Annotated in this window: 26 protein-coding genes; 11 read left to right on the top strand and 15 right to left on the bottom strand. The window is 57.5% G+C overall.

Going from position 1 to position 21027, the window contains the following annotated elements; all coding sequences use genetic code 11:
* Positions 1-16 precede the first annotated feature (16 nt).
* Genes RBB32_RS18475 through RBB32_RS18425 form a run of 11 tightly spaced genes read right to left on the bottom strand, consistent with a single transcriptional unit; the run spans position 17 to position 7639 of the window.
* Entirely contained in the window at positions 17-184 is a 168-nt protein-coding gene (locus tag RBB32_RS18475; protein ID WP_008282832.1) for a hypothetical protein, read from the bottom strand.
* Positions 184-1755: an apolipoprotein N-acyltransferase gene (gene lnt, locus RBB32_RS18470; protein ID WP_050775788.1), complete on the bottom strand. Its 1572-nt coding sequence runs from the start codon at positions 1753-1755 to the stop codon at positions 184-186. The genes RBB32_RS18475 and lnt overlap by 1 nt, the downstream gene beginning before the upstream one ends.
* The gene (gene lspA, locus RBB32_RS18465; RefSeq protein ID WP_008282830.1) at positions 1752-2246 is read right to left on the bottom strand and encodes a signal peptidase II; all 495 of its coding nucleotides are present in this window, start codon (positions 2244-2246) and stop codon (positions 1752-1754) included. The genes lnt and lspA overlap by 4 nt, the downstream gene beginning before the upstream one ends.
* On the bottom strand, positions 2227-3012 hold the full coding sequence (locus RBB32_RS18460; RefSeq protein WP_008282829.1) for a ZIP family metal transporter: 786 nt from the start codon (positions 3010-3012) through the stop codon (positions 2227-2229). The genes lspA and RBB32_RS18460 overlap by 20 nt, the downstream gene beginning before the upstream one ends.
* Before the next feature lie 22 nt (positions 3013-3034).
* A complete protein-coding gene (locus tag RBB32_RS18455; protein WP_008282828.1) occupies positions 3035-3493 on the bottom strand; it encodes a DUF411 domain-containing protein in 459 nt (152 codons plus the stop codon).
* A gap of 3 nt (positions 3494-3496) precedes the next feature.
* Positions 3497-4870 carry a M23 family metallopeptidase gene (locus tag RBB32_RS18450; RefSeq protein WP_085818096.1) on the bottom strand — a complete coding sequence of 458 codons (1374 nt, stop codon included), beginning with the start codon at positions 4868-4870 and terminating at the stop codon, positions 3497-3499.
* Positions 4867-5493 carry an SCO family protein gene (locus RBB32_RS18445; RefSeq protein ID WP_037275514.1) on the bottom strand — a complete coding sequence of 209 codons (627 nt, stop codon included), beginning with the start codon at positions 5491-5493 and terminating at the stop codon, positions 4867-4869. The genes RBB32_RS18450 and RBB32_RS18445 overlap by 4 nt, the downstream gene beginning before the upstream one ends.
* The gene (locus tag RBB32_RS18440) at positions 5493-5960 is read right to left on the bottom strand and encodes a copper chaperone PCu(A)C (RefSeq protein WP_008282825.1); all 468 of its coding nucleotides are present in this window, start codon (positions 5958-5960) and stop codon (positions 5493-5495) included. The genes RBB32_RS18445 and RBB32_RS18440 overlap by 1 nt, the downstream gene beginning before the upstream one ends.
* Positions 5961-5988: 28 nt before the next feature.
* A complete protein-coding gene (locus RBB32_RS18435) occupies positions 5989-6648 on the bottom strand; it encodes a thioredoxin domain-containing protein (RefSeq protein WP_008282983.1) in 660 nt (219 codons plus the stop codon).
* Positions 6645-7067 carry a disulfide bond formation protein B gene (locus tag RBB32_RS18430; RefSeq protein ID WP_037239850.1) on the bottom strand — a complete coding sequence of 141 codons (423 nt, stop codon included), beginning with the start codon at positions 7065-7067 and terminating at the stop codon, positions 6645-6647. Before RBB32_RS18430 ends, RBB32_RS18435 begins: the two co-directional genes overlap by 4 nt.
* A 5-nt stretch (positions 7068-7072) precedes the next feature.
* Positions 7073-7639 (bottom strand): SCO family protein, encoded by a 567-nt coding sequence (locus RBB32_RS18425; protein WP_027263706.1) that lies wholly within the window; start codon positions 7637-7639, stop codon positions 7073-7075.
* Positions 7640-8257: 618 nt separating this feature from the next.
* Between RBB32_RS18425 and RBB32_RS18420 the strand changes: the two genes are divergently transcribed.
* Genes RBB32_RS18420 through ccmI form a run of 4 tightly spaced genes read left to right on the top strand, consistent with a single transcriptional unit; the run spans position 8258 to position 12435 of the window.
* A complete protein-coding gene (locus RBB32_RS18420) occupies positions 8258-10249 on the top strand; it encodes a heme lyase CcmF/NrfE family subunit (RefSeq protein WP_008282980.1) in 1992 nt (663 codons plus the stop codon).
* Positions 10250-10253: 4 nt separating this feature from the next.
* Positions 10254-10805, top strand: a complete 552-nt coding sequence (locus tag RBB32_RS18415; RefSeq protein WP_027263707.1) for a DsbE family thiol:disulfide interchange protein — start codon at positions 10254-10256, stop codon at positions 10803-10805.
* Entirely contained in the window at positions 10802-11287 is a 486-nt protein-coding gene (locus tag RBB32_RS18410) for a cytochrome c-type biogenesis protein (RefSeq protein ID WP_037240132.1), read from the top strand. Before RBB32_RS18415 ends, RBB32_RS18410 begins: the two co-directional genes overlap by 4 nt.
* The gene (gene ccmI, locus RBB32_RS18405; RefSeq protein WP_027263709.1) at positions 11284-12435 is read left to right on the top strand and encodes a c-type cytochrome biogenesis protein CcmI; all 1152 of its coding nucleotides are present in this window, start codon (positions 11284-11286) and stop codon (positions 12433-12435) included. The genes RBB32_RS18410 and ccmI overlap by 4 nt, the downstream gene beginning before the upstream one ends.
* A gap of 99 nt (positions 12436-12534) precedes the next feature.
* Here the strand turns inward: ccmI and RBB32_RS18400 are convergent, their stop codons facing one another.
* Positions 12535-14637, bottom strand: coding sequence for a protein-disulfide reductase DsbD (locus RBB32_RS18400; RefSeq protein WP_306154867.1), 2103 nt, complete (start codon positions 14635-14637; stop codon positions 12535-12537).
* A gap of 573 nt (positions 14638-15210) precedes the next feature.
* Here RBB32_RS18400 and RBB32_RS18395 point away from each other — a divergent pair.
* The 7 genes from RBB32_RS18395 to RBB32_RS18365 all read left to right on the top strand — a co-directional run bounded on the left by RBB32_RS18395 (position 15211) and on the right by RBB32_RS18365 (position 19913).
* Positions 15211-15639 (top strand): helix-turn-helix domain-containing protein, encoded by a 429-nt coding sequence (locus tag RBB32_RS18395; RefSeq protein ID WP_037240123.1) that lies wholly within the window; start codon positions 15211-15213, stop codon positions 15637-15639.
* A gap of 1 nt (position 15640) precedes the next feature.
* Positions 15641-15967 carry a YnfA family protein gene (locus tag RBB32_RS18390; RefSeq protein WP_037240119.1) on the top strand — a complete coding sequence of 109 codons (327 nt, stop codon included), beginning with the start codon at positions 15641-15643 and terminating at the stop codon, positions 15965-15967.
* A gap of 138 nt (positions 15968-16105) precedes the next feature.
* Positions 16106-16726, top strand: a complete 621-nt coding sequence (locus RBB32_RS18385) for a cation transporter (protein ID WP_037240117.1) — start codon at positions 16106-16108, stop codon at positions 16724-16726.
* A 69-nt stretch (positions 16727-16795) separates the two neighbouring features.
* Positions 16796-17566 carry a transglutaminase family protein gene (locus RBB32_RS18380; RefSeq protein WP_037240114.1) on the top strand — a complete coding sequence of 257 codons (771 nt, stop codon included), beginning with the start codon at positions 16796-16798 and terminating at the stop codon, positions 17564-17566.
* Complete coding sequence (locus RBB32_RS18375) at positions 17556-18521, top strand: cation diffusion facilitator family transporter (RefSeq protein WP_037240111.1); 966 nt, start codon at positions 17556-17558, stop codon at positions 18519-18521. The genes RBB32_RS18380 and RBB32_RS18375 overlap by 11 nt, the downstream gene beginning before the upstream one ends.
* On the top strand, positions 18493-18855 hold the full coding sequence (locus tag RBB32_RS18370; protein WP_037240108.1) for an STAS/SEC14 domain-containing protein: 363 nt from the start codon (positions 18493-18495) through the stop codon (positions 18853-18855). Before RBB32_RS18375 ends, RBB32_RS18370 begins: the two co-directional genes overlap by 29 nt.
* A 302-nt stretch (positions 18856-19157) precedes the next feature.
* Complete coding sequence (locus tag RBB32_RS18365; RefSeq protein WP_306154863.1) at positions 19158-19913, top strand: hypothetical protein; 756 nt, start codon at positions 19158-19160, stop codon at positions 19911-19913.
* 106 nt (positions 19914-20019) lie between these two features.
* Here RBB32_RS18365 and RBB32_RS18360 read toward each other — a convergent pair whose 3' ends face one another.
* From RBB32_RS18360 to RBB32_RS18350, 3 genes are all read right to left on the bottom strand, one after another.
* Entirely contained in the window at positions 20020-20259 is a 240-nt protein-coding gene (locus RBB32_RS18360) for a hypothetical protein (protein ID WP_057821661.1), read from the bottom strand.
* A 174-nt stretch (positions 20260-20433) separates the two neighbouring features.
* Positions 20434-20691: a helix-turn-helix domain-containing protein gene (locus RBB32_RS18355; protein ID WP_306154860.1), complete on the bottom strand. Its 258-nt coding sequence runs from the start codon at positions 20689-20691 to the stop codon at positions 20434-20436.
* 124 nt (positions 20692-20815) lie between these two features.
* Positions 20816-21027 (bottom strand): hypothetical protein (locus tag RBB32_RS18350; RefSeq protein ID WP_306154859.1); only part of this gene is annotated, 212 nt, incomplete at its 5' end.

Here is a 21027-nt window from a genome sequence, read left to right as displayed (position 1 = left end):
CGGTGCCAAAGTAATCTCAAGACGTGATGCGCAAGAGGATCACCGAGGCGAAAAAAGCGAGCAGGCCGAAAGCAATACCGAAGCTTGTCGCGTATTGAAGTATATCCAGGCGGTTCCCTTTCCGCCGTTGCGCCAGATAGCCACCCCAGAGCGCCCCTCCGACAAAGCCTGCGAGCACCAGCATCACGATTCCTCCGATTTTGATTTTTCTGAATTGAAACGTCGTCTGACCAATCCGACGGTAAAGGCTAGAGCCCAGACCGCACAGATGAGCGCCAGCGATGTCCAATCACCGAAACGTGCGTAAGGTGTGGGCGCAAGCGCTGTCGGCAGGCTGGCATCTATGACTCCAGTTTGTCCGGTCTCGAGGCGCGCGATGATCTCTCCCTTGGCGTCGATGATCGCGGAAATCCCGGTGTTGGCCGCCCGGACTACAGGAAGCCCTTCTTCGACCGCGCGCATGCGCGCGGAGGCGAGGTGCTGCTCGGGTCCGATGCTGGTCCCGAACCAGGCATCATTTGTGGCGTTGAAAATCCAGTCGGGGCGAAAAAGGTCATCGACTACCTGGCCCGGAAAAATGATTTCGTAACAGATCGCCACCGCGACCAGAGGCGCACCCGGGATCGCCAGCGTGCGTGGCCCTGGTCCTGGCGTGAAATCACCCAAACCTTCGGTCAGCCGCTCGATCGGCAGCCAGCCTCTCAGGGGCACATATTCCCCGAACGGAACAAGATGATGTTTTGCATATCCCGTCAGAATTTCGCCGCTGCCGTCATAGGCTTGAACCGTGTTGAAATATCGGGTTCCCCCATCGCCCTCTACGCGGTCAGGCACGCCTGTCAAAAGGATCCTGCCGTCTGGCAGAACCGTGGATAGCCGCCTACGCGCCAAGGCGTCCTCGTCCAGAAAACCGGGAAAGGCCGTTTCCGGCCACAGCAACAGGTCGAAGCGTCCAGGTTGCGCCGACAAGCCCAAATATTTCTCCAGCGTTCGCTCGCGGCTGCCCGGTGCCCACTTCTCGACTTGCGGCACATTGCCTTGGACGATGCGCAAAGCGCTGTCCGTCGGAGGCACATTCGTCCCTAAACGCAGCGCGCCGCCACCCCAGAGGCCCATCACCACAACGGCGAAGAGCACGAGAACAGGCACGCGTCTGTTTGGTGCCGCCACAATCAACACACCGGGCAACAGCCCTATAAAGACCGTGAGAAAGCTCAGCCCATAGCTTCCTACCCAGGCGGCGGGTTGGCGCAGAGCGGCGTGTTCGACAAGGGCATAAGCGGCAAGGTTCCAGGGAAACCCTGTCAGGACATGACCACGCAGCCATTCTGCGGCAACCCAGCAGGTTGCAAGCAGAAGACCTGCCGTAGTGTCGCCGACAGCACGGCGCTGCATGATGGTGGCAAATAACATCGCCGCAATCGCCGGGAAAATGGCCAGTCCGGCGGACAGTCCCGCGACTGCCGGGATCGCAAGGGCACCGAAACGTTCGGAATCGACGTAAAAGCTCTCGGCGATCCAGGAAACTCCAAACCCGAACTGGCCCATTCCGAAGACCCAGCCGATGAAGAAGGCAGGCGCTGTCGAAACCTGCCGGAGGACGAGAAAGAGTGCTGAGAAGGCGACTGGAACAACGATGAGCCATGAGAATGGTGGAAGGGTTAAAACCGTTAAACCGCCCGCTGCAAAGCTAATCCCTGATCGCAGGGGAATGTAACGGCCACGACCCGTCAGTGGTCGCAAGCCCGCCATCATGTGCCTGTTTTCAACTTGGCGCTCAACCAAGGGGCTATGAGCAGTAGGCCCACGCCACTGACCACGAAAACATCCGCCATGTTGAAGGCGGGCCAATGCGTGGATCCGACATAGAAATCGAGGAAGTCCGTCACACTCCGAAACCGGATGCGGTCGAGGACGTTGCCGAGCGCGCCACCGATAATCGCACCATAGGCGATAGCCTCAACCGGGTTGGCAGTGCGCACCAACATGACGGTCAACCAGCCGCAGACAGCGAGGGCCAACGCCGTAAGGCTCCACCATGGCGCGCCACCAAGTAATCCGAATGTCACGCCATCGTTGCGCAGGTAGATGAGATTGAAACCGGGAAAGACCGGAATTCCGGCGCTCAAATCTGCCGCATTGGCGACGACAATTGCTTTTGTCACCTGATCGACAAGAAAAGCAGTTCCAGCCGCAATGAAACCTTGGAAATGGGTCAGTTTCATCTCATCCTCCCAGCCATACATCGAGGAACAACATGATCACGAGGCCGGCTGCGAGACCGAGTGTCGCCCTGTTTTGATGGCCTGAACGGTGGGTTTCGGGAATGATTTCGTGGCTGATGACGTAGAGCATCGCCCCGGCGGCGAAGGCGAGCCCCCATGGCAACAGCGGCTGCGAGATGCTGATGATCCCAGCCCCAAGAAGCCCGCCTACCGGCTCGACAAGACCTGTCAGGGCGGCAATCCCCCACGCACGGCGCCTGGAATAACCCTCACCAAGCAATGAGACCGCTACGGCGAGACCCTCGGGAGCGTTTTGCAGCCCGATGCCAATCGCAAGCGGCAAGCCACCAGACAGACCGTCAGCCCCAAACCCGACACCAACGGCGAGTCCTTCGGGGAAATTGTGGATCGTGATCGCAATGATGAAGAGCCAGACGCGGCGCAGCGAAGCAGCGTCTGGGCCTTCCCGCCCCGTCTTGAAATGCTCATGCGGCAGCCATTCGTTCATCAGAGCGACCGCGCCCATGCCAAGCAGGATCGCAACACAAACGATGGCCGCCGGGAGAGCACCGTTGTCGAACTGTCCTTCGGCTGCATCGAGAGCCGGGATGATCAGCGAGAAAAACGAGGCCGCGAGCATGACACCCGCTGCGAAGCCAAGTAGCAGATCGCGTGTAGCCCGGGATGGGATGCGCCCGAAAAGAACGGGGATCGCCCCGACCGCGGTCAGCGATCCGGCGGCCAGGCTTCCAAGAAAGCCAAGGGTAATTGGGGAGAAGGGTTCCAAGCGCTGAGGTCTCGCCGATACGTCAGTCAGCGGCCGAATAACTGCTAAAGATCTCGGTCGATCCATCGCCGCGGATCAGGAAGACCTCATAAGCCTCACGATCGTCTTCCGGTCCCATGCCCGGCGATCCATAGGGCATTCCGGGCACCGCCAACCCCACTGCATCTGGACGCTCATCCAACAAACGCTGAATGTCTGATGCCGGTACATGTCCTTCGATCACGTAGCCGTCGACCAAAGCCGTATGGCAGGAGACCATGCGCTGAGGCACGCCATTGTCGAGTTTGAAGCGCACAAGAGATCCCCCGAACATGTCCTCGCCTGTCGGCGCGAATCCGCTTTCCTCGAGGTGCTTCATCCAGGACAGACAACAGCCGCAGCCGTTTGTCTTCCGGACATCAATCTGGATCGCATCGGCGACAGCTTGCGCCGCGGGGAACAAGGCCAGCGTGACTGCAAGGGCGAGAGCCAGTCGTTTCATGGATTAAAGCCTTTCGGTTGTTGTTTGCATAAATTCGCTGGTGAGCCTCTCGGCCAGTAGCGTGCGTGCCTCAGCCAATCGCTCAAGTGCAGCCGTGTCATCCGCATCCCGCTCGGCCGCCTCTGCCAGTCGGTCGTCTGAGAGAGGATCCGTCGGGCGACCATCGACAAGAACCTCATAATGCAGATTGGGGCCGGTCGCGGTGCCGGTCGCACCGACGCGACCGATCATGTCTCCGGCCATCACGCGCTGCCCTTGTTCGAGTGTGTCCGGCACCTCGCTGAGATGTGCGTATCGTGTCAGGGTGTCGGATCCATGCGCTATCTCCACCACCCGGCCATATCCACCGCGACGTCCGATGAAGCTCACGCGTCCGGGCGCCGTCGCTTTCACCGGCGTACCGCTTGCTGCAGCAAAGTCGACGCCGGTGTGCATGCGCACATTCCCATAGACTGGGTGTGTGCGACGGCCAAAGACGGAACTCAGCCGCGCTCCTTCCACCGGTTGGGCAAAGACACGCAGGACCTCTCCATCAACATAGATCGTCGCTTTGCCGCTGCCGTCATCCGGCCAGACGATCTCGTAGACCGTTTCACCAAGATTCAGTGCGGCAAAGGCAAGTTCGGGCTGACCGATCCTCTCGTTTCCGTCGCGCGCTTCGCGCCAAAGAAGACGCATCGTCTCGCCACCGGAAAGTTCGCGTCGAAAATCCACTGTGCCGCCCAGCATCTGCGCCATGTCGACCGCAAAGCGAGCAGGGATGCCCGCCTTGTCCAATGCCGCGAAGACAGAGCTTTCGATCACTGCCTCGCCCGCGAACGTCACCATTTCAGGGTCTGGCTCCAACACGCGTGTGACAAGTTCCTGACCAAAGACCGTTTCGATCCGCACCCCATCGTCAACTGCCAGTTCCACGCGGCTCGGATTTCCGTCCACCTTTGAGATCACAGTGATCTCATGGCCCGGGCGCAATCGGCGCAGGTCATATTCTGCACCAAGCGCGAGCGCGATTTCGGCACGCGCAGGCGCAGCGATACCCGCGTTCGCCAGGACCGCATCCAGCGTCTCGCCCGACGCGATCTCACGCGACCAGGTTATCAAAGGCGGTTCAATCTCGGGCAAGGCGGTTTCTGCGAAGACGGATTGCAAGAGCGGCAGAGGTCGCATTGGGCTAGCATTGTCGGCGTGAAATGCAGCGGGCGGTGTCACATCGTAGTCGGCGATCTGAGGCATCGAGAGCGGATCGGGAGTCCAGAGGGTGGCTTCAGCAATCGCAGGAGGCACTGGCTCTTTGGAAAGAACGCCAGATATGGCGATGGCGGTCACCGAAAAAGCGCCTGCGACCACAGCGCTCGCCAAAACAATTCTAATATTCATGTTGCCCCCTCTACGTCTTCTGTCAGTGCACGCCGGATCTTCGGCACTGCGAATTCTCTTGGCTCGTGATAGTCAATCATGGTGACGAGTTCACCCTTGGCATCGAACAGGAATACGCTTGCCGTATGGTTCATTGTATAGTCGCCGCCTTCGGTCGGAACGCGCTCATACGAGGCACGAAATGCTTCTACAGCGCGGGAAATCTGGTCTTCCGGTCCCGTCCAGCCGCGAATGGCCGGATGAAAATAGCCGACATATTCGGCCATGGCCTCGGCCGTGTCCCGCTCTGGATCGACTGTGATGAAGACCACGTTCATCCGCGCGGCGTCGTCCCCGAGATCTTCAAGCCAACCTGAGATATCCGATAACGTCGTGGGGCAGACATCCGGGCAGTAGGTGAACCCGAAAAACACCATGGTCGGGCGTCCAATCAGGGCTTCTGGGCCCACTTCATTGCCTTCGTGATCGGTCAGTCGGAAATCCATCGCCGACAGGGGGAGAGGCCTTTGGCCGGCCGGTTTTGGTGCGCCGGGACCGTCTACCCGCCACCAGCCGACCCCGAGCATCAGAGCGACAGCGCCTACACCGGCTGCACCGTATTGGACCACATGCCGACGCTGCATCAGCTCTCCGGCCCGCGCGCGGCGATCCCCAGAATTGGGACCTCAACAGTCACTTCACCACCGTCCGAGAACGTCAGTGTCAGTGGGAAGGTCTCGCCTTCGATCATCGGGTTTTGCAGCTTCATGAGCATGGCGTGCAGTCCGCCCGGTTCCAATGCTACGCTTTGGCCCGGTTCAATCGTGATTTCGTCAGCAGGCGCCATAGAACTGACGCCGTCGGCGTTGGTTTTCGTCTCATGGATCTGGGGCATCACGGCCAGTGGTGTTGTAAGCCCGGTCAGCGTGACCGTGTCTTCACCGGTGTTGCGCACAGTCATATAGGCGGCACCAGGGCGGTTGACCCCGATTGAAGCACGGGACCACGCGTTTTCGACGACCACATCCTCCGAACCGGCAAATGCCGGAGTCGACATGCCCGAGAGCAGTAAGACAAGGGTCAAACCGTTGATGTAAGATAGTTTTGTCATGAAGAATTCTCCTGTATCTGGCCGAGCATCAACTTTGGCTGGCCGCAACTTCCGCCGCCACCAGTCGCCGCAGTTCTGCCTCACCAAACGGGTCCAATGGCTTGGCGTTGACGAAGAACGTGGGCGTTTGTCGAACGCCAACCGCTTCGACATCAGCGCGGTCCTGATTGAGCACGGCCACGACACCGGGGGCCAGCATCTGTGTCCGAGCAGCTTCGACATCCAGACCACCGCTTGCGGCAATCTCAAGGATCAAACCCGGTGCCGGAGTGCCATGGGACGCCCATCGCGGCTGCTCGCGCAGGACCGCTTCCAGCACGGGTTCGAACACATGCTGCATCCGCGCAGCTTCGAGAACACGGATCGCTTCCACCGAAGCGTCCCCGTGAAAGGCAGTGTATCGAATGACGACACGGACCGCATCACCGTGCTCAGTCATGATATCCTTGACCACGGGATAGAAGGCGCGGCAGGCCTCGCAAGCTGGATCGAAAAACTCGACAATCGTGACAGGTGCCGTTTCGGGGCCGAGGATCGGGGAATAGGGCCGGATCAGCACATCGTTCACTTCAGGCGCGACAGGGACTGCCTCTGCAATGGGTTGGGGGCGGGTGGCATACCAGGCCGCGCCGCCAAAACCTGCGGCACCAACAGCCAGAACGGATAGAACGAGACCGCGTCGATTCATGTTTGTTTTTCCTTCAGTGAAATGGCCGACAGCACCCCGATCATCGTGAAGGCGACAAGCGCCATCAGCGGAATCGGAATGCCGAAGACCACCTGGTTGTCGTCGGTACAAGAGGGGCCGGTCGCCTTGCAGGGCTGGATCGCCTCGGGGATCAGCCCGACATAGAGGCCGATGTGATACAACGCCACCGCCGCCCCCCCAAGCGCCAGCGCAACGCCATAGCGCCCCACGCGAGGATCTTGCCACCACAGCCCGAGCCCAAGAACGACAGCCAGGGGGAACATGAAGGCGCGCTGGAACCAGCAAAGGACGCAAGGCGTTTGACCAAGAACCTCGCCAATAAAGAGCACGGCAAGCGATGAGATAAGCGCAATGATCCAAGCAAGAACAAGGGCCGTTTCTCCGGAAAGTCGGGTCATGGCGATCAGATCCTCTCTCTCAGATCCGCAAGGATCTCTTCGGCGGGTGTGCCGTAGGGCCAGGAATCGGCGAAGCCCGCCTGCGGATCAAAAAGGAACAGGTGCGATGTGTGCCCCATTGTATAGCCATCCGGCGCGCTGGCCTCTTCGATCCTCTCAAAGAAAATTGGGAAGGTCTCGGATGTTGCGGCGATCTGCTCCGGCGTGCCGGTCAGCCCGATGATCCCTGCGTCGAACAGGGGCACATACCCGGCAAGTGCTGTCGGCGTATCCCGCTCCGGATCAATCGTTATAAAAATCGGCTGGACCTTTGCCGCCTCGTCGCCCAAGCCCTCCATCACGGCCGCGACTTCGGACAGTGTTGTAGGACAGACGTCGGGGCAATTGGTGAAACCAAAGAAGACCAGCATCCAGCGCCCTGCGAAATCTTCGTCTGTTTGGACCATGCCGCGATGGTCCGTCAGTTCGAACTGCGCAAGGAAAGGTGGTTCATTCTCGGCTTGGGTAATATCGGCGCCATAGTCCGCCCACAGTAACAGCCAGATGAAAACGAGCGCCGCCACGCCCGCCAAAACCCATAGCACTTTCTGAAGACCTGAAAGCTTCACGCCGCTCCGCCCGAATTTGATTCTATATTTTCAGAGCGCTTACACCCTCTAGCTACTGTAGGTTCAAGCGTGATTCTTGCCCTGCGGCAGCACGTCACGCACCTGTGAAGCTAATGCTCTCTATTCAGCGCTTCAAAACCTGCCGTCACTCAATGTTTCGCTGCTTCGTCTGACCCTGCAGGTGGCCATCAAGGGAAGGCAACGGCAATTTCCGCTAAATCCGACGCCTGCGGAAACCGGGCCTGCAGATACAAAGCTGCTACGCAGATGCACTGCAAGCATGGGTCATTTTTTAAGGTATCAGTCTAAAATAACGCTTGAACCTACAGCGACTGCAGGAACTACAAAGGACGCGAATCAACTGTCGGATCCTGCTCACGGCATGCACGCGCAAAGAACTTCATCCCATTCGGTTTTCCGCCCAACCCCAACTCGGTTGCGATTCACAGAAGCGAACACAGGCGGAAAGTGGAGAATGTCGCGATATGATCTCACTAGAATGGACGATGAACATGCTGAACTATCCCGATGCGGAAACCTTGTCCGGCTCGGATGCAGAAGCGCTACTCAGGAGGACGCAAAATGACACCTGAGATCGGACAATTCGCCCTTACCCTCGCGCTTGCCGTCGCGATTGTTCAAAGCATCTTGCCAATTGTCGGAGCAAGCACGGGACGCGTGCTTTGGATGGAAAGTGCAAAGACAACAGCGGTGCTTCAGGTGACGTTAGTTGCAATTGCGTTTGGCGCGCTCATGCGCTCCTTTGTTGTCAGTGATTTCACGGTTCGAAACGTGGTTGAAAATTCCCACTCTCTGAAGCCGATGATCTTCAAGGTTGCCGGCACTTGGGGCAGCCACGAAGGGTCTCTAGTTCTCTGGACCTTTATTCTCGTACTTTTCGGGGCTGGGGTCGCGCTGCTGGGCAGAAACATTCCGGTTGGTCTCAAAGCGCGAACTCTATCCGTTCAAGCCTGGATCAGCGTCGGTTTCCTGAGCTTCATGCTCTTTACATCCAATCCGTTCGAGCGGGTGTTTCCGCCGCCTCTGGATGGCACAGACCTTAATCCTCTGCTGCAGGACATCGGGTTGGCGATGCATCCCCCGCTCTTGTATTTTGGGTATGTCGGCTTCTCGATCGTCTTCTCCTTCGCGGTCGCGGCTCTGATAGAGGGTCGGGTGGATCCCGCATGGGCGCGTTGGGTGCGGCCTTGGACTCTGACGGCCTGGATCAGCCTCACTGCGGGGATCGCACTCGGCTCTTGGTGGGCCTATTACGAACTTGGCTGGGGCGGCTGGTGGTTTTGGGACCCGGTGGAAAACGCATCCTTCATGCCATGGCTGCTGGGTACGGCACTCCTGCACTCCGCTATCGTCACGGAAAAGCGGGACACGTTCAAAAGCTGGACCATTCTTTTGGCCATCCTGACCTTTTCACTGTCACTTCTGGGGACATTTATCGTCCGATCCGGCATTTTGACATCCGTTCACGCGTTCGCGGTCGACCCGGCGCGCGGCGTGTACATTCTCGGCCTTCTTGGCGTAACCATTGTCGGCTCACTGACACTTTACGCATGGCGCGCGCCTCAGCTTGGATCGGGTGGCGTATTTCGGCCGATTAGCCGCGAGGCGGGGCTTTTGCTCAACAACCTTCTGCTCGCGACCGCAACGGCGACCGTCCTTTTTGGAACACTCTATCCGTTGTTTGTGGAAGCGGTGACTGATGAAAAGATCTCTGTAGGACCACCGTATTTCAACGCGACGTTTATCCCTTTCATGCTGCCGCTAGTCATCATCATGGGAATTGGCCCATTCCTGTCTTGGAAACGGGCCGATCTTCCCGGTATCTGGCAGCGGCTGCGTTTGGTTTTTGGTATCGCGATTGGTGTTGCGGGGATCGTTTGGTACCTTCAGACAGACGGGCCCCTGCTTGCAGTGGTCTCAATAGGGATTGCAGCCTGGGTTTTTGTTGCAACGTTGCGCGAATGGGCGTTGCGCATCAAGCTCTTTGATTTACCCCTTTCACAGTCGCTGCGTCGCGCGCGGAACTTGCCGCGCGCTGCGCACGGTATGACGCTCGCGCATCTTGGCGTTGCAATGCTTGTGCTTGGGTTTGTAGGTTCCACAGCCTGGAAGGAAGAACGTGTTCTTTTCGCAGAACCGGGGACGACCGTGGAAATCGCCGGTTTTGAGGTAATATTCGACGGTGTCGAACGGTTGCGTGGTCCAAACTACATCGCACAACAAGGCCAGCTTCGCGTCTTGAAAGATGGACGGGAGATTACGCTTCTTCGTCCGGAGCGCAGAAACTATCCAGTTGCGGGGACGTCCACAACCGAATCTGCAATCCGATCAACGCTCAGAGGTGATCTCTACGTCACCATCAGTGAGCCTGCGACCGAAAAGGCGTCGGGCCAGTGGAATTTGCGCATTCTCTACGAACCACTGGTTAATTGGATATGGATCGGAGCGACGATGCTGGTGCTTGGCGGGTCCCTTTCGCTATCGGACCGCAGATTGCGGGTGGGTGCGCCGTCGCCAAAAAGCCGGTCGTCAGCGCTTCAACCGGCGGAATGATATGATGAAGAAAATCCTTCTCGCGATGCCAGCGCTGGTCGCAGTGGTCTTGGGTGGATTTTTGTTCTGGGGGCTCAACCCAGACCGAGATCCTAACGCAATTCCTTCCGCTTTGGTCTCCGAACCAGTTCCGGATTTTGAGCTTCCACCGGTAGAGAGCACGCAGACCCCCGGACTGTCGGCCGCAGCCCTTCGTAGCATTGGCGAGCCGGTTTTGGTCAATGTATTCGCTTCATGGTGCGTGCCCTGTCGTGCTGAGCATGCGGTGCTAACCAGGCTTGTTGAACAGGACGGTGTTCGGCTGATGGGGATTAACTACATGGACAAACCAGCAGATGCCGCAAACTGGCTGGAGGAGCTTGGCAACCCCTATGAGAGGATCGGATCAGACAGCGAGGGCCGGGTCGGTATCGAATGGGGTATTTCGGGGGTGCCTGAGACGTTTGTGATCGATGCGAACGGTATCGTAGTCTATCGCTACGTTGGTCCCATTGTGACGCCAGAGGCACAGGATGAAATTCGTGCTGCGTTGGCCGCAGCAGGTGGTCAATCATGAAGAGTTGGCTCTATTCACTGGTGCTGATGCTTGCCGCAACAACCGCGGCATGGGCTGTGGAGCCAGATGAGTTGCTGGATGATCCGGTGCTTGAGTCGCGCGCCCGGGAGCTCTCAAAGCAGCTACGCTGCGTTGTCTGCCAGAATCAGGATATCGATAGCTCAAATGCGGGTGTTGCCCGAACGATGCGCACCTTGCTGCGCGAACGTCTGATTGCAGGTGAAACAAATGACGAGATCATTGCGTTTTTCGTAGATCGATATGGTGACTTCGTCCTGTTCAGGCCGCGACTGAAACCCGCCACGTATCTGTTGTGGTTCGGACCAGCGGTTCTTTTTGCCGTTGGGATTGGCGTTGTCTTTGTCACAATCAGGTGCCGAAGCAGGGCCGTTCTTGATGGCACTGCTGATCCACTGAGCCCCGATGAAGAGCGTGAGTTCGAAGCCATTTTTCATGAAAATGAAGGACGGAGAGACCCATGATTTGGTTGGTGTTAGGCGCGATGGCATCCATCACTGTCCTTCTGTTCTTGTCCGGTCTCTATCGAACGGGTGAAGTCCTGAACAGAAAGGATGGAGCGTTGGTTATCCTCAAGGATCAGCTTTCCGAAATTGATACTGATCAAGAGCGGAATCTGATATCCGTTACCGAGGCCGACGCGGCCAGGGTTGAAATCAAACGCCGCATTCTGGCTGCCGGTCGGCTTGCGACACGTGAATCGTCGCGCGCAAGTGGGCGAAGCACCATCTTCGCGTCCGCCATTGCCACGCCATTGGTAGCCTTCGCTCTGTATTCTCAAATCGGCTCGCCACAGATCGAAAGCCAGCCTCTGGCGTCTCGCGCATCTGAAACCCAGGAAGCCGCAAACCTCTCAGAGTTGACCCAGAGACTAAAAACCCGGCTTGAAGCAGACGAGTCTGGTGGACCAAGTGATGGTTGGGTTCTGCTCGGTCAGACCTATATGCGTATGGCTCGTTACGATGATGCCGCCGATGCATTCGAACGCGTCACTGTCCGCGACAATGCAGATATCTCAACCCTATTGCTATATGCCGAGGCCTTGATCGCAGCCGAGAACGGGATCGTGACGCCGCAAGCGGAAAGCGTGATCGAACGCGCATCGGAGATGGACCCCGATGATCCAGGCCCAATTTTCTATAGAGCCCGGATCCTCGAACAGGACGGGGTTCCAGATGAAGCGAGGACGCTTTTGATCGAGCGCCTCAAGAGAGCGGATCGCGCCTATCCGTGGATGGAACTTTTCCTGTCTGTCGCCAACCGATTGGGGGAACAGGTTGGAGAGAGCCCTGTCACCCTAGCTGATTTCTTTCCGGACTCTCGGGACGCGCGTAGCCCCGGTGCGGCCGATATCGAGGCCGCTCAGGACATGTCGGTCGAGGAACGCAGCGCTTTCGTCCGCTCCATGGTTGACCGCTTGGCGGCGCGATTGTTGGATGACCAAGACAATCTTGAAGGATGGCTTCGGCTTGCGGAGGCGTACAGTGTATTGGGTGACTTTGATGCTGCCCAGAACGCCGCCGACAATGCGCGCACCTTGGCCGAAAGCCTTCCGGAAACCGACCCTATGCGTGCCGCCGCCACGGCCCGATTGGATCGGATCAACAAATAAATTGGGGCCGCGTGGTCTCAGATACATAACAGCTTTCCTTTCACCTGAAACTAAACCACTGTAGGTTCTGCCTCCCTTGAGCAATGCAACGGCACTATGTCATCGTTTTCGGACAGCGCTGAGATTGGCAGCCGACAGTGCTTCGAGAACGGCATCCGCAGATAGTAGTTCAGATAAAATGATACCTTCAGGAGCATCTGGACCGTAGACGATGTTGAGCGGAATTGCGTATCTGCCGTGCGCCTCGAGATAGGATTGGATTTTCGCGTCCGGTCGCGTCCAATCCGCGCGCATCGCAATCACGCCTTCCTCGCCAAGTGCTCCCAAAACTGGTTCACGATCCAGGACCAGGGTTTTGTTTGCTTTACAAGTGATGCACCAATCCGCAGTAACGTCCACGAAGACAGTTTTGCCCTGCGACACTTCACGCGCGATCCGGGACCGGTCGAACTCGACCCAGTAAGAAGTGATCGAGGCTGTTACATCATCGGAGCTTTTTGGCAGCAGTGCAGGGGCCGCCAACGTCATGCCCAAAACCGCAGTCATTCCCCACAGCAAACCGTTACGAGGCTGAACCTGATAGGCTCTCGCCGCCAGTACGATGAGCCCAAGACCCAGCAGCACCAGGCCTGTGAGAGTTGGCGACGTCACACCAATCAAGACCCAGCATAGCCATGCAACGGTTCCGGCAAGCAGCAATCCGAGAACGATCTTCACGCTTATCATCCAGGGTCCCGGTTTGGGCAGTCGAGACAGGAAACCAGGCCAAGCGGCAACCAGAATATATGGCAGTGCAAGCCCAATCCCCATCGCTGTGAAAACCGCAAGTATATCGCCTGTCGTGCCAGAAAGGGCGAAGGCAATGGCTGTCCCCAGCAACGGGGCTGAACAAGGCGTTGCAAGTATCGCAGCCAGAGCGCCGGTGGAGAAGTCTTCGGCATACCCCCGCCCAAAGCGGCCAGATAGCCTAACCATCCAGCTGCTGGGCAAAGAAATTTCAAAAACTCCAAACAAATTTGCCGCAAAGAGTCCGACAACGAGAATGAGTGCAATTAGGAAATATGCATTCTGAAACTGCACACCCCATCCAACGGCATATCCGAGCGTCTGCAGCGCTATGACCGCCAAGGCCAGCACCCACATAAAAGCAACAGTTCCCACAGCCGTAGCGAGAAATCCCGCGCGCAATTGTGAAAGGGAGCGATTCTTCATTCGGAGCGCCGACCCGAACTTAATCGATAGAACTGGCAAGACGCATGGCATTGCGTTCAGTATCAACCCTCCCAGGAAGGACAGCAAGAGAATCGGGAAAAACTGACCCCTATCTTGGCTGGTCTCGGATGCGTAAGGTGGCGCAGGTACAACGTCGGTAGTGTTCACATCATCGAATGTAACCGCGACATCCTCGTCTACGACCGTAATTCGAAGGGAGGTTTGTTCCTCGCTTAACGCGAGAATCGGGATACTTGCCCAGAGACCGGTGCGATCACTTGTAAGGCGGATGTCGGGTGCGCCGAATGCAGAGCCTGCACCAAACTCTGGAAAAAGATCGGGATTGTTCCAGCCAGAAGGCCGCGTCATTTGAACAACCAATGCCTGATCCTGCTTCAGCGATGCGCCCGAGACCGCTATTGCACTTTCTGGCCCTGCAACAGGTACGCGAGCGGCCCATGTCGCGATATCGGTCGCGGCTTTCGCATCGACGCCCGTTCCCAATGGCACAGGGAGTGTCAATTCAAACCTTTCCGGAATGCACACATTGGAGCAGATCAGCAGATCGACGAGTCCCTTCAGCTCGGGCGCTCTATCAGAGTTCGCAAGCCGCAACTGCAATGGAAATATTACTTGTTTGGCATAGCCGAAATTTTCAATTCCGAAGGCGCGGAAACGCGTGGGTGCGGGCCAAAGCATGTCGACGGATTCAAGGTTTGTGGACCCCTCCCAATCGATCTCTGGCGGCAGGCCAACCTCGCCTGGCGACCGCCAGTACGCTTTCCATCCTTCCTCCAGTTCAATCTTCAAACCCGCCGAAAGGAACTGCGATCCTGGGGCGATTCCTGCTTCCGCGACGATCAAACGTGCCGTCAGAACTTCGGAACGATACGCATTGGATTCCAAGGCGCGAACAGGGCTTGCCACAAAAACAAGAAAGAGTGCGAGACTGATAAGCAATCCCTGATACCCTGCCAAGGTTGTACGCATATTCTGACCTCTTTTTCTTCGCGCTCAGTCTCGGGAAGTTACAGCAACGTGCTAGTCCCGAACGCCTTTGTGACGGCGTCGACCCCTCAAACAGTGGGCAGAGCCAAGACTCCGACTAACTAGGCGACAGCGATGCTCGTCTGGGCTTCCTACAAAACAGTCGTTTTTCCGCGTCGAACACAAGCTGGACCCGCTCTCCATGGTGTCGCGCTCTCAGGCTAGCGCCGTTTCAAGGTTAGTCCTTTTTTGTCTGTTCACGATACTTACGATAGTGCGCCCGTCGAGACCCGATGCTGGGCGACAAAATAGTCGCACCACAACAACGACCAGATGAAAACGAGCGCCGCCACACCCGCCAAAACCCGTAGTACTTTCTGAAGACCTGATAGCCGCACGCCGCTCCGCCCGAATTTGATTCTATATTTTAGGCGCGTTTACACCCTCTAGCTACTGTAGGTTCAAGACCTATTCTGGATGAAAGAGCGATGTTCACTGACCTGTGAGATGCCGAGCGGAACTTGTGCAAAAAAACGCTTAAAGCTACACGGGCTGTAGATAGTTTGGAGAGGTGATATGCTCACAATCGGCACTTTGGCAAAAAGGACCGGGACGAAGGTGCAGACGATCCGCTATTACGAGCAGATCGGACTCCTGCCCGAGCCCGGGCGATCGGCTGGCGGTCAGCGGCGCTATGGAGATAGTGAGCTTGACCGCTTGTCTTTCGTCCGGCATGCGCGGCAACTCGGGTTCTCGCTGGACGCAATCCGTGAGCTTCTTGATCTGAGCGATCATCCAGACAAGTCGTGCGCGGAGGCGGATGCAATCGCCCGTCGGCAACTCAAACAGGTCGAGCAACGATTGGCGCGGCTCGAGGCGCTGCGGACGGAACTGAAGCGGATGGTGCATGAGTGCAGCGGCGGGCAGACTTCCGACTGCCGTGTGCTCGAGGTGCTGCGCGACCATTCCGAATGCCTGACCGAGCATGAAGAAATCGGCGCCTGAGATGCCCGCTGCGCTTGCCTATCCGCTCGCGGCACTTGCCGAAATTGCAGGGTGTTTCGCCATCTGGGCCTGGTGGCGTCTCGGCGCCTCGGCACTTTGGGTTGTGCCTGGCATTGCTGCCCTCGTGGTGTTCGGATGGCTCCTGGCGCAGGTAGAGACTGTCGCCGCGGGCCGCGCATTCGCAGCCTATGGTGGCGTCTATATAGCGTCCTCGGTTCTGTGGATGTGGTTGGCCGAAGGACATAGGCCTGATAGGTGGGATCTTCTTGGCACAGCCGTTTGTTTGCTGGGGGCGACAGTTATTCTTGCCGCGCCGCGAGGCGATTAAGAAATGGGCTCGTCCGGCTCAAGCGCGAAATCGGATTCGATTACCTTTGATTCATTCAAGATCGACGGAAGATTCTCAGAACATTAGCTCGTCGCTCGTGGTTGCAGTTCGGTAAGGTTCGAGGATTGGCAATAGCTTGTGGTAGAGAAGAAGAACGCTACGGAAAGACGCACACTCTGGATTGTGCTGGGTCTCAACATCGGGCTGGCAATCGCTTTCTTCGCCTCGGGCGCATTCGGCGATTCGAGCGCGCTTATCGCCAATGGCCTCGACAATCTGTCGGACAGTTTCGTCTACGCGATCAGCCTCTTCGCGCTGTCCCGCTCCACCAAGTGGAAGCGCGGAGCGGCAAATGTTTCGGGCGGCCTGCTGATCCTCTTCGCCCTTGGCATCCTGTATGACGCCTGGCGCCGCTACGTCGGCGGATCGGATCCTCTTGGCACGATCATGATTGTCATGGCGCTGGTAGCGGCGGCCATCAACGCACTTTGCGTCTGGCTGTTGGCGCGGCTTCGCGATCCGGACGTGAACATCCGAGCGGCGAATACCTTCAGCTGGAACGACTTCGCAGCCAATCTCGGAATCGTCGTCGCAGGCGGGCTCGTGGCCTGGCTCGGAACGAACTGGCCGGACCTTGTCGTGGGTGTGATTGTCGCCGGCATCGCGGCCTGGGGTGGCGTCGGAATCCTGAAAGACGCGCATGGTGAACACCACAAGGCGGTGCACGATGACAATCAGGCAAGTGAGGACATCGCCTGAAATCGGGGCTTGAAGCTACAGTGACTGTAGCAACTACATATTCTCGTGAACGATTCGAGGAGATATCCCGTGAACCCCGCCGACCCTCATTTGGCCAAAACCCGGCTGCTGGAATTTGACGCGACCTCAATTGCAAAACTGATCGAGGAGCGCGGCTGGGCAGACCTTCCCAGCGACGACCGAATTGGGGCCATCTACGATTTCGTCAGGAACGAGATTACCTTCGGCTACAACCGCGCCGACGACATTCCGGCGTCCGAGGTCCTCGCAGATGGCCACGGGCAGTGCAACACCAAGGGCACGCTCCTCATGGCCCTGCTGCGTGGCGTGGGAGTTCGCTGCCGACTGCACGGATTCACAATCCACAAGGCGCTTCAGAGAGGCGTCATTCCGGAACTCGTCTATCCCCTCGCGCCGTCCGAAATCCTCCACTCCTGGGTAGAGGTGCACTTGCGGGACGGATGGGTCAATCTAGAAGGCTTCATCCTGGACGCGTCCTTCTTGCAAGCGTTGCAGCACGAATTCCGCGACACGGATAGTCTGTGCGGCTACGGGGTTGGAACGGAAAGTCTGAGCGCCCCGCCTGTTGCCTGGACCGGGAATGACACCTACATCCAGAAAACCGGTATTGCTCGCGATCTCGGAACCTTTGACGCTCCCGACGATTTTTACTCAAAGCACCGCCAGAACTTCGGATTTGTGCGCGACTTGCTCTATCGCCACGTCATCCGTCACTGGATGAATGCCAGGGTTCGCCGCATCCGCCGCGGAATCTTGCCGCCGGTCCCCGGATTCAATCGGCCGAACCACCGCCATGAGGAGACGAACCGTGCCGCATGATCACGGCCACGCCCACATCGATCCTCAATCCGGTGATCGTCGCGTCTCCATCGCCATCTGGGCCAACGGCCTCCTGACGGTCGCGCAGATCGTCGGCGGGATCCTTTCCGGCAGCCTCGCGCTGATCGCGGATGCCCTCCACAATTTCTCGGACATGGCGTCGCTGGTGATCGCCTTCTTCGCGCGTAAGATCGCTCGCCGCCCGGCGGACAAGCGCATGACCTTCGGCTATGGGCGGGTAGAAATCGTCGCAGCGCTCATCAACTACACGACACTTATCCTGATCGGCTTCTACCTGATCTACGAGGGTGGCATGCGCATGATCGACCCACCAGAGGTACAGGGCTGGACGGTGGTGATCCTGGGCGGTGTGGCACTGGTCGTCGACACGTTGACGGCGCTGCTCACCTATTCGATGCAGAAAGGCAGCGTGAACATCCGTGCGCTCTTCCTGCACAACCTATCGGACGCTTTGGCCTCCGTGGCGGTCATCATCGGCGGCTCGCTCATCCTCCTCTACAACATGCGGTGGGTCGACCCGGCGATCACCATCGGCATCGCTCTCTACATCCTCTACCTCGCATTTACCGAGATCGGCGGTCCGATTCGGACGCTGATGCTCGGCAGTCCACCGGACATCGACAATGAAGCCGTCGTTGAGGCGATGCGGGGTGTGGATGGTGTCGCGGACGTTCATCACGTGCATCTGTGGCAGATGCAGGAGCACGAGGCGGCTCTGGACTGCCACGTCGTGCTGACAGCGGACGGCTGGGGTCAAATCGAAAAGATCAAGGCCACGATCAAGGACCGGCTGAAGGACGATTTCAGCATCGGTCATTCGAGTCTGGAATTTGAGCACGAAGACCGCGCGCACCAAAACGCTAACCTTTACGGTCACGGCAAGCCGGAAGAAGAGGAGAAAAACCATGTTCACCGAGACACTGACAGATCATGACGAGATGATTGGCCTTGCCTGCGAGGGCAAGCTCAGCGAAAGCGACCTGAAGCGGATGCACGCCCTGCTTCATCAGCGCCTGCAAGAGACAAGCAAGCCCGGCCTGGTTCTCGATCTTACGAGGTTTGAAGGCTACGAGGGGCCGTCCGCTCTGCTCGAAGATCTGAAGATCGACACAGCCCATAGGAACGACTTCCACCGCGTTGCTGTGGTGGGCGAAGGGGCTTTGATGGAGTGGGGCACCAAGTTCGCCGATGTGCTGACCAAGGCCGAACTCCGCCAGTTCGACCCCTCGGGAACGGATGCGGCAATCGCTTGGGTAAGTGAAAGGTAGGGGAGCTTTCAATCAGATGCCTTCGCAGAAGGCAGCATCTGTTTGAAACCATAAACAGAAGAACTACAGCAGTTGCGAGGCCCAAGAGCAATCCGAATTTTCTAAACATAGTCGCTCCTTTCGCAAAGGAGTAACTTCAGTACGTTGGCACTGCACTTGCCGGAGCACTACCAAATCGTAATGTTTTAGCGGCTCAGGGTGCCAGTTGGTTAACATAAACTTCATTATGCGCCTTTATACTTAATGTTGCGATAGTATATTATTGTATATATGCTGACCTCCTGTCACAAAGGCTCCTCAGCATGCGTTATTCATTCAAAAAGCTCCTCCCCTCGGTCGCTGTTGCTCTGGCCCTTGCGGGCGTTTCCTTGCCGATGCCCACCCGCGCGCAGACATACCCGATCGACTGCGCGATCCTCCTCTGCCTGTCTGGCGGCTGGCCCGCGTCCGTTCCTTGCGCCCGGGCCCGGGCCGAATTCATCCGACGAATTACGCCTTGGCCGGTGGAACCGCCGCTACAAATCTGGCGCTGTCCCATGGGCGCCTCCTATGAGATCGAACCTCAACCGAGCGGAACAAATCGGACCTTCGACGCGTTCTTCTGGACTGATAATGTGCGGCCACGCCAGTCATTTCCCATGATCCGTCAAGCACCTGAAGTAATGGCAAAAACGGCCGTTTGGAGCGTTGACGAAACATCAAACGAGTTCGTTCCCGTCGAACTTGCCCTGCGACTCGTTCAAGATCGTGCAGATATCGACATCAGCGGACCAGAGTTCAATTTTGTCCGATCCATTCGAGTTTTTGATGTTCGCTTCGCCTCTCAGCAAGAAACTGGAGAAAATAATCAATGCCGACGCTATGCACTGGTCTATCTTGGCACCTACGGCACGCAGGGCAAATTTTCATGGGCCGTATCTGCGCCGACGGCTCTACCCGATGCTCATGTCGGGCTCGAAGGCTGGGGGTCGAACTGCCCAAGCGTTTTTAATCGATCGGTATTCGTGGATTGGCGCGACTACGCGGGTAACTATGGGTTTGAACAGGTCGATTACTGACCCGTTCCAGTGGCCTGTCAAACGTCATTCGCCGCAGCCACTCTCCGAGTCAACTCTGCCCAGGGTACCGCTTTACGCACAGATACCCTCGATTGGCTTCGAGTTGTCATGACTGATCTTGCCAGCTGTCGCGCCTCGGAATTTGGGTCAATCCACCGAAGTCGATTTCACGCTTTTCAGCGTCACTGAGGTCAGGCAGACACTTTGAAACCCGCTGCGGGCCATTGACATCCCACATCACCGCCAGCGCGCCCGTATTCCAGCGATACACCCACCCGACAACACTACGCTCATCCATCCCGATCAAATTCGCGATCGCGACGCCTTCGACCTCATCTTCGTTCAATTTTTACTGACTTCCTACAATTCGGCGTTGTGGATAGCAGCCAGGATTTCAATCTCAAATCGTTGGCTGCAACCGCGGGCCAAGCCTCGTTAATATCGGTTACTGTCTGTCCTCGTGATAGCGCTCTTCACACCGGGAGAATTCAGCACCGGTGTTTTCGATCAATCAAATGGTTCAAATCCTGTGGTCGGGCTCCGTGGCGGCTTCGACAATCGACAGGACTTCATTTTTGTCAAAACCAATGACTCTCGCCAGGACTGTGAACTCCACGACGTCGATACGGCGCTCGCCGCTTTCGAGACGTGCCACAAATGACTGTGGGCGTTTAATCTTCGCCGCCAACTGCTGTTGACTGAGCCCCGCATTCTGTCGTGCGTCAACCAACGCGCGGACGAGCGCCAACTGGCCATTTGTTCTGATTGTCTTTGCCACGCGTCACATACCTTTTGTGACGTCGCTAGCGGATGAAATCTGTTATCTAAAAAGTAGATATTTGAGGGTGTTATCGGCGTCTGGTTTTCACGGGCTGCTAGTCTGATGCTCCCGAGGCTGCCCATCAATCCCCTACCAATTGCAGAAATCGGCCATAGTCCTCGCTGACTTCCCGCGCTTCTTCGAACGCGCGGGCGCGTTCGCTGTCGAGGCAACGGAAATAGCTCTGGATATCCTGGATGTAATTTTCGAAATCACCGCGGATGATAGCCGCATAGTCCCGCGCGGCCTGCGAATCACTTGGCAGGAAGGGGCGGGGCGGGGCGAAGCAGGATT

Source organism: Roseovarius sp. MMSF_3281, from assembly GCF_030733685.1.
Lineage (GTDB): Bacteria > Pseudomonadota > Alphaproteobacteria > Rhodobacterales > Rhodobacteraceae > Roseovarius.
Note: the sequence above shows the minus strand (reverse complement) of the source record. Positions and strands in the feature narration are given on the sequence as shown.

Bases quoted from the DNA above. Each gene is read 5' to 3' on its own strand.
- RBB32_RS18450 (WP_085818096.1), bottom strand. From the start codon at position 4,870: ATGAATATTAGAATTGTTTTGGCGAGCGCTGTGGTCGCAGGCGCTTTT.
- RBB32_RS18430 (WP_037239850.1), bottom strand. From the start codon at position 7,067: ATGACCCGACTTTCCGGAGAAACGGCCCTTGTTCTTGCTTGGATCATT.
- RBB32_RS18440 (WP_008282825.1), bottom strand. From the start codon at position 5,960: ATGACAAAACTATCTTACATCAACGGTTTGACCCTTGTCTTACTGCTC.
- ccmI (WP_027263709.1), top strand. From the start codon at position 11,284: ATGATTTGGTTGGTGTTAGGCGCGATGGCATCCATCACTGTCCTTCTG.
- RBB32_RS18395 (WP_037240123.1), top strand. From the start codon at position 15,211: ATGCTCACAATCGGCACTTTGGCAAAAAGGACCGGGACGAAGGTGCAG.
- RBB32_RS18365 (WP_306154863.1), top strand. From the start codon at position 19,158: ATGCGTTATTCATTCAAAAAGCTCCTCCCCTCGGTCGCTGTTGCTCTG.
- RBB32_RS18370 (WP_037240108.1), top strand. From the start codon at position 18,493: ATGTTCACCGAGACACTGACAGATCATGACGAGATGATTGGCCTTGCC.
- RBB32_RS18400 (WP_306154867.1), bottom strand. From the start codon at position 14,637: ATGCGTACAACCTTGGCAGGGTATCAGGGATTGCTTATCAGTCTCGCA.
- RBB32_RS18475 (WP_008282832.1), bottom strand. From the start codon at position 184: ATGCTGGTGCTCGCAGGCTTTGTCGGAGGGGCGCTCTGGGGTGGCTAT.
- RBB32_RS18390 (WP_037240119.1), top strand. From the start codon at position 15,641: ATGCCCGCTGCGCTTGCCTATCCGCTCGCGGCACTTGCCGAAATTGCA.
- RBB32_RS18420 (WP_008282980.1), top strand. From the start codon at position 8,258: ATGACACCTGAGATCGGACAATTCGCCCTTACCCTCGCGCTTGCCGTC.
- lspA (WP_008282830.1), bottom strand. From the start codon at position 2,246: ATGTATGGCTGGGAGGATGAGATGAAACTGACCCATTTCCAAGGTTTC.
- RBB32_RS18445 (WP_037275514.1), bottom strand. From the start codon at position 5,493: ATGCAGCGTCGGCATGTGGTCCAATACGGTGCAGCCGGTGTAGGCGCT.
- RBB32_RS18415 (WP_027263707.1), top strand. From the start codon at position 10,254: ATGAAGAAAATCCTTCTCGCGATGCCAGCGCTGGTCGCAGTGGTCTTG.
- RBB32_RS18435 (WP_008282983.1), bottom strand. From the start codon at position 6,648: ATGAATCGACGCGGTCTCGTTCTATCCGTTCTGGCTGTTGGTGCCGCA.
- RBB32_RS18410 (WP_037240132.1), top strand. From the start codon at position 10,802: ATGAAGAGTTGGCTCTATTCACTGGTGCTGATGCTTGCCGCAACAACC.
- RBB32_RS18455 (WP_008282828.1), bottom strand. From the start codon at position 3,493: ATGAAACGACTGGCTCTCGCCCTTGCAGTCACGCTGGCCTTGTTCCCC.
- lnt (WP_050775788.1), bottom strand. From the start codon at position 1,755: ATGATGGCGGGCTTGCGACCACTGACGGGTCGTGGCCGTTACATTCCC.